General features: G+C 76.2%; 11 protein-coding genes. 8 read left to right on the top strand and 3 right to left on the bottom strand.

All coding sequences use genetic code 11. The features are described 5' to 3' along the window. The 8 genes from ACRYM2_RS21655 to ACRYM2_RS21690 all read left to right on the top strand — a co-directional run. Nucleotides 1–651 (top strand): CheB methylesterase domain-containing protein (locus ACRYM2_RS21655; protein ID WP_432524640.1); only part of this gene is annotated, 651 nt, incomplete at its 5' end. 72 nt (nucleotides 652–723) lie between these two features. Further along, complete coding sequence (locus tag ACRYM2_RS21660) at nucleotides 724–1,338, top strand: HEAT repeat domain-containing protein (RefSeq protein ID WP_432524641.1); 615 nt, start codon at nucleotides 724–726, stop codon at nucleotides 1,336–1,338. Further along, entirely contained in the window at nucleotides 1,335–2,222 is an 888-nt protein-coding gene (locus tag ACRYM2_RS21665) for a CheR family methyltransferase (protein ID WP_432524643.1), read from the top strand. Before ACRYM2_RS21660 ends, ACRYM2_RS21665 begins: the two co-directional genes overlap by 4 nt. Next, nucleotides 2,219–2,689: a response regulator gene (locus ACRYM2_RS21670; RefSeq protein ID WP_432524644.1), complete on the top strand. Its 471-nt coding sequence runs from the start codon at nucleotides 2,219–2,221 to the stop codon at nucleotides 2,687–2,689. The genes ACRYM2_RS21665 and ACRYM2_RS21670 overlap by 4 nt, the downstream gene beginning before the upstream one ends. Further along, entirely contained in the window at nucleotides 2,686–5,166 is a 2,481-nt protein-coding gene (locus tag ACRYM2_RS21675; RefSeq protein WP_432524645.1) for a chemotaxis protein CheA, read from the top strand. The genes ACRYM2_RS21670 and ACRYM2_RS21675 overlap by 4 nt, the downstream gene beginning before the upstream one ends. Further along, nucleotides 5,147–5,512: a hypothetical protein gene (locus ACRYM2_RS21680; protein ID WP_432524646.1), complete on the top strand. Its 366-nt coding sequence runs from the start codon at nucleotides 5,147–5,149 to the stop codon at nucleotides 5,510–5,512. Before ACRYM2_RS21675 ends, ACRYM2_RS21680 begins: the two co-directional genes overlap by 20 nt. Beyond that, complete coding sequence (locus ACRYM2_RS21685; protein ID WP_432524647.1) at nucleotides 5,509–5,877, top strand: response regulator; 369 nt, start codon at nucleotides 5,509–5,511, stop codon at nucleotides 5,875–5,877. Before ACRYM2_RS21680 ends, ACRYM2_RS21685 begins: the two co-directional genes overlap by 4 nt. Before the next feature lie 31 nt (nucleotides 5,878–5,908). After that, on the top strand, nucleotides 5,909–6,901 hold the full coding sequence (locus ACRYM2_RS21690; RefSeq protein WP_432524648.1) for a methyl-accepting chemotaxis protein: 993 nt from the start codon (nucleotides 5,909–5,911) through the stop codon (nucleotides 6,899–6,901). Nucleotides 6,902–6,938: 37 nt separating this feature from the next. Here the strand turns inward: ACRYM2_RS21690 and ACRYM2_RS21695 are convergent, their stop codons facing one another. The 3 genes from ACRYM2_RS21695 to ACRYM2_RS21705 form a co-directional block, all read right to left on the bottom strand. Continuing rightward, nucleotides 6,939–7,664, bottom strand: a complete 726-nt coding sequence (locus ACRYM2_RS21695) for a M15 family metallopeptidase (RefSeq protein WP_432524649.1) — start codon at nucleotides 7,662–7,664, stop codon at nucleotides 6,939–6,941. 136 nt (nucleotides 7,665–7,800) lie between these two features. After that, nucleotides 7,801–8,592 carry a DUF8692 domain-containing protein gene (locus ACRYM2_RS21700; RefSeq protein ID WP_432524651.1) on the bottom strand — a complete coding sequence of 264 codons (792 nt, stop codon included), beginning with the start codon at nucleotides 8,590–8,592 and terminating at the stop codon, nucleotides 7,801–7,803. Between the two features lie 206 nt (nucleotides 8,593–8,798). Further along, a partial coding sequence (locus ACRYM2_RS21705; protein ID WP_432524653.1) for an ATP-binding cassette domain-containing protein occupies nucleotides 8,799–9,796 on the bottom strand: 998 nt, incomplete at its 5' end.

The following is a 9,796-nucleotide window of genomic DNA, read 5'->3' on the forward strand; positions in this document are numbered from 1 at the left end:
CAGGCTTACGCGCCCCGGCCGCCCGCGCGGGGGGACTCGCCCGGGGGGCGCCCCGCGGCGGGTCCCCCCGCCCGGGGCGGGACCGCGGACCTGGTGCTGATCGGCTCCAGCACCGGCGGTCCCGCGCTGCTATCGGCGCTGCTGTCGCAGTTCCCCGCCGACTTCGCCGCGCCGGTCGTCATCGCCCAGCACATGCCGGCCTCCTTCACCGGTGCGCTGGCCGGCCGGCTGGACGCCTCCTGCGCCCTGCCGGTGCAGGAGGTCACCGGCCTGGTGCCGGTGCTGCCCGGGCACGTGTACGTCGCCCGCGGCGACGCCGACGTCGTGCTCGGCCGGCGCGGGGGAGAGCTCGTGGTGCGGCCCGCCCCGGCGGGCCCGACCTACCGCTGGCACCCCAGCGTGGACCGGCTGGTCGCCAGCGCGCTCGAGCACGTCGACCCCCGCCGCACCGTCGGCGTCCTGCTCACCGGCATGGGCGACGACGGAGCCGAGCAGATGGCGCAGCTGAAGGCCCGCGGCGGGCGCACCGTCGCCGAGTCCGAGGAGTCGGCGGTCGTGTGGGGCATGCCAGGCCAGCTGGTGGCCCGCGACGGCGCCACCCGGGTCCTGCCCGCCGAGCAGATCGCGGCGCAGGTCGTCGCCTGGGGCTGACCGCCCTCCCGACCCCGACCCGTCCCACCACCCGAACGACCCCCCCGCACGCAGCACCACCGAGGAGGAGCCATGGGCCTGGTCAAGAAGGCCACCGCCGCAGCCCCCGCCACCGACCGGCGCGAGGTCGACCGCGACCTGGACGGCCTGCTGGCCCAGCTGCGCAGCGCCGACGCCGAGGAGCGCCGCCGCGCGGCCCTGGACCTGGCCGGCGTCGCCGAGGCCGTGCCGGCGCTGCTGGAGGCCGCCGACGCCGAGCGCCAGCCCACCGTGCGCGACGCGGTGCTCACCACCCTGCTCGCGCACGACCTGCCCGAGGTGGCCCGGCACCTGGCCGGCTGGCTCGCCGACGACGACGCCGCCCGCCGCAACGCGGCCGTCGCCACCCTGCAGGCCATGCCCGTCGGCGCGGCGAGCGTGCTCGACGCGCTGCTGACGACCGGCGACGTGCGGGTGCGCACCCTGGCCGTCATGGTCATCAGCGCCCTCGCCCACCCCGGCGTGCCGGACTGGCTGGAGGTGGTCGTCGACGCCGACCCCGACGAGAACGTCGTCGCGGCCGCCGTCGACACCGCCCAGCAGCTGGACGAGGCCCTGGCCCGGCAGCTGTCCGCCGCGGCCGCCGCCCGCTTCCCCGCCAACCCCTACCTGCAGTTCCTGGCCACCCTCGCGGCGGGTGCCCGGTGAGCCTGCCCGGCACCACCACCGCGGGCGCCGCCGGCGGCCAGCTCACCGACGCGCAGTTCGCCCGCGTGCGCGAGTGGGTCTACCGGCGCACCGGCATCCAGTTCGGCGACAACAAGCGGTACTTCGTCGACAAGCGCGTCAGCACCTGCGTGCGCGAGAACGGCGGCGACTTCAACCTCTGGTTCGCGTCCCTGCGCACCGGGGCCAACGAGCGCGTCGCCCAGCAGCTGGTCAACGAGCTGACGGTCAACGAGACGTACTTCCTGCGCGAGGACCACCAGTTCGACTCCCTGGTCCGCACGGTCCTGCCCGGGATCGCCGAGACCCGCCGCGCACGCCGCGACCCGGCCCCGATCCGGATCCTGTCCGTGCCCTGCTCGACGGGGGAGGAGCCGTACTCCATCGCGATCCGGCTGCTGACCGACTGGCCGGGCATCGAGGAGTTCGACGTCGAGATCGTCGCCGCCGACATCGACACCCGCGTGCTGGACCTCGCGCAGCGCGGTGAGTACGGGGCGCGCTCCATGCACCGCGTCCCACCGGCGATGCGCAGCACGTTCTTCGAGCGCGCCGAGGGGGACCGCTACCGGGTCCGCGAGGACGTGCGCGAGGCCATCGACTTCACCACCGCGAACCTCTGCGACACCGCGCAGATGCGCTCCTTCCGCGCCTTCGACGTCGTGTTCTGCCGCAACGTCCTCATCTACTTCGACGAGGTCTCCTCCCGGCGCGCCGCGGAGAACCTCTTCGGCGCGCTGCGCCCCGGGGGTTTCCTCTTCCTCGGCCACTCGGAGTCCATGAGCCGCATCTCACCCATCTTCGACCCCGTCCGGTTGCCGGAGGGGATCGTGTACCAGCGTCCCGCGATCGGAGCCACGGCATGAGCGAGCCCACCGAGAACGCCGACCCCGCGCAGCCGTCGCGGGGGCTGGCGCTGGTCGTCGACGACGCCCCGACGGTGCGCATGTACCACGGTGGCCTGCTGCGAGCGGCGGGTTTCACCGTCGAGGAGGCCGGCAACGGCTTCGAGGCCCTGGAGATGCTGCTGGTGCAGCGCTACGACCTCGTGGTCACCGACGTCAACATGCCGCAGATGGACGGCCTCACGCTCGTGCGCCGCCTGCGCGGGGAGGCCCTGGCCCGCTCGGTGCCCGTCATCACCATCAGCACCGAGTCCCAGGAGTCCGACGCCGACGCCGGCTATGCGGCCGGCGCGAACCTCTACCTCGTCAAGCCGGTGGCGCCCGAGCTGCTCACGCGGGTCGCCGACCTGCTCACCTCGCCCCTGCCGTCCTCGCCCACCCCCACCCCCAGCTCAGCCCCCAGCCCGACCCCCGGGAGCCGGTCGTGACCAACCCCCTGCTCGTGCAGTTCGTCGCCGAGTCCGCCGACCTGCTCGCCGACGTCGACGAGGGCCTGCTGCGCCTGGAGGCCGACCCCGGCGACGGCGAGCTCGTCAACGCGGTCTTCCGCGCCGCCCACACCTTCAAGGGCTCCTCCGGGCTGTTCGACCTGCCGGAGCTGACCCGCCTCACCCACGCCGCCGAGGACCTGCTGGACGCCGTGCGCGCCGGCCGGCTGGCGCTGACCCCGGACATGGTCGACGCGCTGCTGTGGGCCTTCGACACCGTCCGGCGCTGGATGCCGGTCATCGAGGCCACCGGCCGCACCCCCGAGGACGCCGGCCGCGAGGCCGACACCCAGTCGGCGATGCTGCGCTCCTGGCTCGGCGGGTCCCCGTCGGCCGCGGCGGCCACCGGTGCCGTCGTGGAGGCCCCCGCGGCGCCGGCGGCGCCGGTGGACCTGCCCGGCTGGGTGCTGGACCTGCCCGTCGACCACCTGGAGCAGCTGCGGACCTGGCTGGCGACCACCGGCGCGAGCGTGCGCGCGGTGCGCTACGAACCCGACGGCGCGTGCTTCTTCCGCGGCGAGGACCCGCTGAACCTCTTCCGCCAGGTGCCGGCTCTGGAGCTGCTGCACACCGCCCCGGCCGAGCCGTTCGCCGGCATCGACGAGATCGACGAGTACGAGTGCGTGCTGCGCTTCACCGCGCTGACCCGCGCCGCCGCCGGCGAGCTCGCGCACGTCTTCCGCTACGTGCCCGAGCAGGTCGAGGTCGTCGAGGTGTCCGCCGAGGGCCTGGCCCGGCTGCTGGACGGCCCGCCCGCGCCCGCCGCCGGCGAGGCGGCCGGGAGCGCCGAGCCGACCGCCCCGGTCGCCGACCCGCTGCACGCCCTGCTGCTGCAGGCCCAGTGCCGCCTGCTCGCGCACGTGGGCGCCGCCGGCGACGACATCGCCGACGGCCCGCCGCCGGGCGCCGCGCGCGTGCGCTCGGCCGCCGGGGTGGCGCTGCGCGTGGCCACCGCCGCCGGGGTGGACACCGCCCCGGGCGTCGCCGCCCTCGCGGAGTTCCTGGCCACCGGTGCCGCCGGTCCGCTGGTCGCGTGGATCGCCGACGTCACCGCCGGTGCGGGCGCCCCGGCGCCCACCGTCGCCGAGCAGGGCGCCGCGGCCGCGGCGCAGGGCCCGGCCGCCGTGCCCGGCCCGCGCACCTCCCCGGAGGACCCCGCACCCCGCGCCGGCGACGCCGGCGGGAGCGCCGGCGGGAGCGCCGACGCCGCCCCCGCCGAGGACGCCTCCCGCGCCAGCCGCGTGCTGAAGGTGGAGCAGGCCAAGGTCGACAAGCTGCTCGACCTCGTCGGCGAGCTCGTCGTCGCCAAGAACGCCCTGCCGTTCGTGGCCCAGGAGGCCGAGGACGCCGGCTCGCGCGCCCTGGCGCGCCGCGTCCTCGACGAGTACGCCGTCGTCAGCCGCGTCAGCGAGGAGCTGCAGCAGGCCGTCATGGACGTGCGGATGCTGCCGGTGTCCACGGCCTTCGCCCGCGCCCCGCGCCTGGTGCGCGACCTGTCGCGCAAGCTGGGCAAGAAGGTGCACCTGGTGCAGGAGGGCGAGGAGACCGCCGCGGACAAGGACGTCATCGAGATGCTCGCCGAGCCGCTCGTGCACCTGGTCCGCAACAGCCTCGACCACGGCATCGAGACCCCCGAGCAGCGCGTGGCCGCCGGCAAGCCCGAGGAGGCGACGCTGCTGCTGCGCGCGGCCCCCGACGGTGACGCCGTCCTCGTCGAGATCGTCGACGACGGCCGCGGCATCGACACCGACGCCGTGCGCCGCAAGGCCTACCAGCGCGGGCTGATCGACGAGCACGCGCTGGAGTCGATGTCCGACGAGGACGCCGCCCAGCTGATCTTCGCCCCCGGCTTCTCCACCGCCGAGGTGATCTCGGACGTCTCCGGCCGCGGTGTCGGCATGGACGCCGTCCGCAGCTCCATCGAGCGGCTCGGCGGTTCGGTGACCACGGAGAACCGCCGCGGGCAGGGGCTGACGGTCCGGCTGCGGCTGCCGCTGACGATGGCGGTCTCCCGGGTGCTGCTGCTGACCGCCGGCGGCCAGCGCTTCGGCGTGCCGCTGGACGACGTGGTGGAGACCGTCCGCGTCGACCGCGCCGACGTCACCCGCGTCGCCGGCCACCCCGTCCTCGCCCTGCGCGACGACGTGGTGCCGCTGGTGCCGCTGGGCGGCCTGCTGGGCACCGGCGGGGACCTGGACGCCGAGGCGCTCAACGTCCTCGTCGTGCGCACCGGCACCGGGCCGCTGGGGCTGGTGGTGGACCGCTTCCACCAGAACACCGACGTCATCCTCAAGCCCCTCGAGGGCTTCCTCGCCGGCACCCCCGGCTACTGCGGCACCGCCCTGCTGGGCGACGGCCTCGTCCTGCTGGTCCTCGACGTCAAGGAGCTGAACTCCCGTGCCGCTGCACTTCGCTGAGAACACCGCCGTGCTGAGCGGCACGGTGGTCGTCGACGAGGCCGAACCCCTCGCCGCGTGGCTGCGCACCACCCCCGGGCCGCTGGCCGACCTGGCGGCGTGCGCGCACCTGCACACCGCTGCGCTGCAGGCGCTCATGGCCGCCCGGGTCAAGGTGGCGGCCGCACCTGCCGATGACTTCCTCCGGGCCTGGGTCCTGCCGCTGCTGGAGACCGCCCCCGCCGAGGGAGCAAGCCTCGCCGAGACCCCCGCCGAAACCCCCGCCGAAACCCCCGCCGAGAGCCTCGCCGAGGTCCCCGACGCGGTGCCCACCGAACACCCCGCACCGGAAGAGGTCCCCTCATGACCACCGTCATGCTCGTCGACGACTCGCCCACCATGCTCATGAGCATCAAGTCCATCCTCACCAAGGAGGGCCTGGCGGTCGAGACCGCCGGTGACGGCCAGGAGGCGCTGGAGCGCATCAAGGCCGGGCTGAAGCCGAACCTCGTCATCAGCGACGTGAACATGCCCCGCCTGGACGGCATCAGCTTCGTGCGCGAGGCGCGCCGCGCCGGCCTGCGCTTCACGCCCATCCTCATGCTCACCACCGAGTCCGAGCAGACCAAGCGCGACGAGGCCAAGGCGGCCGGCGCCACCGGCTGGCTCGTCAAGCCGGTGCAGGCCGACGCGCTCATGGCCGTCGTCCGCCAGGTCGTCCCGGGAGCCTGAGGTGGGCGTCCTGCGCAGGAGGGAGCAGGTGGTGCAGGAGCAGCCGTCGTTCGACGTGGCCGCGGCCACCGAGGTGCTGGGCCGCTCCGGGCAGCTGCTGGACGTGCTCGGCGCCCAGCTCGGCGACGTGGTCGCCGGCACCGAGGAGGCCGCGTTCGGCCTCATCAGCGAGGTGCAGCAGATCGACGGCCACGTGGAGCTGATGAGCTCGCTGGCCGACGAGCTGGTGCGCCGCTGCGAGCAGGACGCCGACGCGGTGGCCCGCCGCAGCCGGGAGAACGCCGCCGACGTCGCCGAGCTCGTGCAGCTGGTCACCGACCGCGACCGCTCGGTGCTCGACCTCGTCGGCGAGGTCCGCGCGCTCGACCGCGAGGTCGACGCCATCGCCGCCGTCGCGCACGCGACGACGATCCTGGCGCTCAACGCCAAGATCGAGGCGGTCCGCGCCGGCGACGCCGGCGAGGGCTTCTCCGTGGTCGCCGACGAGGTGCGCGAGCTGTCGCGCCAGTCCGCGCAGGCCGCGGCCAGCGTGCGCGCCGGCATCACCCGGGTCACCACCCTCATGGAGGAGCGCCTGGGCAGCGACACCGGTTCCGCCGGCAGCTCCTCCGAGCAGATCAACGCCCGGCTGGAGGGCATCGCCGGCGCCCAGCAGGAGGCCTCGGAGGTGCTCAGCGCCGGTGTCGGCGCCACCCGCGAGGTGGCCGACCGGATCGCCGGCTCGGTCACCGACCTGGGTGCCCGCACCACGGCCGCGCTCGCGCAGACGCAGTTCCAGGACATCACCCGCCAGTCGGTGGGGTCCGTCACGGCGGCGCTGGAGGAGCTCGGCCGGCAGCTGGCCGTGGTGACCGGGCACCTGCGCGGCGAGCAGGACGCCGAGGCGCTGCGCGCCCTCGACGACGCCGTCGCCGCGCTGCAGGCCTCCTACGTCTCCCAGCGCCAGCGCGCCGTGCACTCCGGCCGGGGGGCGGGTGCCCCGGCGCCGGCGCAGCCGGCCGCGCCGGTCATCGAGCTGTTCTGACGGGCGCCCGGCCGCCCGGCGCCCCGGCGCCGGGCGGTCAGTCGCCCGACAGCGAGAAGTGCTGGTAGTCCTTCAGCGAGCTCCAGTCCCCGCCCCAGGAGAAGCCGCGGTCGGCGAAGGCCCGCACCACCGCGTCGTCGGCGAGCACGACGCCGGGGGCGGGGGTGCGCCGCACGAACGCCCGGCCCTCCTCCGGCAGCACCGTGGTGCCCCTGACGTAGGGGTTCTGCACGGGGTTGAGGTCGATCGCGGTGCCGTAGGCGTGCTCGGAGAACCCCGTGCCGCCGGTGACCGGGCGGCAGTTGAACGCCGAGGTGTTGTTCGCGGCCATCGAGGCCTCGTCGGAACCGCCGAAGGCGTCCACCGGCTGCGCCTGCGCGAGGGGGAAGCGCACCGCGTACAGGTCGGCCAGGACGTCGGCCACCGGCTGCGCGACGTCCTCGCGCACGACGAGGCGGCCGGTGGCCACCGCGCCGGCGAGGTCGACGTGGGTGAACGTCACCATCCGCAGCTGCTGCGGGCCCACCGGGCAGCCGGGGCGCCAGCTGGCGGGCAGGTCCGCGGCGCTCACGGGGGTGATCGTCGAGGTGTAGGTGGGCAGCTGCGGGTGCGCCGCGCTCCTGGCCCCGCGGGCGAGGTCCGGTGCGTCCTGCGCGGTCGCGGCCGGCGCGGCGGGCGCCGCGGCCCCCGCGGGTGCGCAGGCGGGCAGCGCGAGCAGCGGCACCGCGAGCAGCGCGGTTGCGGCGGAACGGATCCGGTCCATCACCGCACGGTAGTCGAGCTGCCGCGGGTCCGCCCCGTCCCGACGTGTCGCGGCGCCCGTGCTCCCGGGGTCCCGCTGCAGGGGCCTGCTCCCGCGGCCCGGCGTGGGGGATCGCCCGGCCGCGGGAGCAGGGGACTCAGGCCGCGCGGGAGGCCGCGGCTCGCGCGACGGCGGCGTCGGCCACGTCGACCGTGACGTCAGCGGTGGCGCCCGCCGTGCCGCCAGCGGTGCCGTCAGCGGTGCCCGGCTGCCCGGTGCGGCGCTGGAGGAGGTCGGCGACCGCGAAGAGGAACACCGCCGGGCCGGCCATCTCGCAGCCCTCCTCGAGCGTCTGCAGGGCGCCGAGGAGCAGGCCCTGCTCGCTGAACCCGGCGTCGCTGAGGGCGTTGGCGACCATCTCCAGGCCGACGGACCCGCCGACGTAGAGGGCGCCGCCGAGCAGGACGAGCGCCGCGGTGCGCCGCGGCAGCGCCAGCAGGAAGCGCGCGTAGACGGCGAACAGGGCGAGGACGACGGGAGCGGCCGCGGCGACCCAGGCGTACTTGAAGATCCCGGAGTCGCCGACGAGGGCGCTCATCGGGCCGACGAACCTCTCGTGCAGCGCGACGAGCTCGTCGAGGGAGAGGTAGCAGAACCCGGCGCCGAGCACGGCCCAGTGCCAGCGCCAGCGCTCGCCGCGCGCGAACGCGCGGCGGGCGACGTCGAGGACGACCAGGCCCACGACGGTCAGCAGGACCGTGGAGTACCAGGACGGCAGGTTCGTCTCGGCGTTGACGTCGACGAACTTGGCGGCGGAGACGACCAGGGGTGCGTCGACGCCCAGGCCGACGGTGGCCAGGTGGAAGGCGTAGGAGAGCGCGGACAGCCCGGCGGCGGCCGCGAGCAGCGCGAGCAGCAGGCGGCGCGGGGGCACGGAGGTGGTGAGCACGGCGACACTCCCGGTCGGGGGGCTCCGCTGGGCGGGCGGAGAGCGGGCGCTCAGGTTAACCACGGATGAACCAGTGGTGAACCGGAATGGCTAGCCCGAATGGGGGACGTTGAGCACTTGATCACCCGGTGTCGACGACCGGTCGACCGGTGGTCAACGGCCGGCGACGACGAGTGGTCCGCTGCTCCACAGCCGGTCACCGATGCTCAGCTCCCGGCCGGCGCCTCCAGCCGCCCGTCGACCAGCTCCAGCACCCGGTCGGCGCGGTCCACGCCCTCGCCGCGGTGGGCCAGCAGCAGCACGGCCGTCGCGCCGCGCGCCTCGAGCAGGTCCGCCACCAGGGCCGCGCCCGTGGCCTCGTCCAGCCCCTCCGACGGCTCGTCGAGGACGAGCACCCGCACGTCCGACAGCAGCGCCCGCGCCATGGCGAGCCGGCGCCGCTCACCGCCGGAGACCGGCGCCCCGCCGTCCCCGAGCGGGCTGTCCAGCCCCGCCGGCAGCGCCGCGCACCAGGCGTCCAGGCGCACCCGCTGCAGCACCGCGCGCAGCGCGTCGTCGCCGGCGTCCGGGGCGGCCAGCCGCAGGTTCTCGCGCAGGCTGGTGGCGAAGACGTGCTCGTCGTCGCCGACGCGGCCCACCACCCGGCGCACGTCGTCGCCGAGCAGCTCCTGCGTCGGCACGCCGTCCAGCAGCACCTGCCCGCCCACCGGGTCCAGGAAGCGCTGCACCACGGCGGCCAGCGTCGACTTGCCCGAGCCCGAGGGCCCGCGGACCGCGACCACCTCGCCGGGCGTCAGGTCCAGGTCGAGCCCGCGCAGGCACGGCCGCTCCCAGCCGGCGACCACCCCGCGCAGGCGCAGCACCGGCCCGCCCGGCAGCGGTGCCGGCAGCGGCCGCGGCTGCGCCGGCTCGGCCGCGGCCGGCGGTGTCGCCAGCAGCGCCTCGCTGCGCCGGCGCGCCTCGCGGGCCCGCTCGCGCGCGCGGGCGGCGTCGGGCAGGCCGCGGGTGGCGTCGGCCAGCACCACCCCCGCCAGCACGACGGCCGCCGCCCACGCCGTCGCCACGCCCGTGCCCGCGGGCGCGGCGAGCGCACCGGCGGTGGCGGCCAGCGCCAGCGTCACCGCTCCGGCGCCGAGCGCGTGCAGCGCCGCCGGGGGGGCCGCGGGGGCGGGGCCGGGGGGGGGGGGGGGGGGGGGGGGGGGGG

The sequence above is a fragment of the Kineococcus aridisoli genome, assembly GCF_050871885.1.
Taxonomy (GTDB): Bacteria; Actinomycetota; Actinomycetes; order Actinomycetales; family Kineococcaceae; genus Kineococcus.

Coding starts and splice junctions, on each gene's coding strand:
- ACRYM2_RS21670 (WP_432524644.1), top strand. CDS start 2,219: ATGAGCGAGCCCACCGAGAACGCCGACCCCGCGCAGCCGTCGCGGGGG.
- ACRYM2_RS21685 (WP_432524647.1), top strand. CDS start 5,509: ATGACCACCGTCATGCTCGTCGACGACTCGCCCACCATGCTCATGAGC.
- ACRYM2_RS21660 (WP_432524641.1), top strand. CDS start 724: ATGGGCCTGGTCAAGAAGGCCACCGCCGCAGCCCCCGCCACCGACCGG.
- ACRYM2_RS21695 (WP_432524649.1), bottom strand. CDS start 7,664: ATGGACCGGATCCGTTCCGCCGCAACCGCGCTGCTCGCGGTGCCGCTG.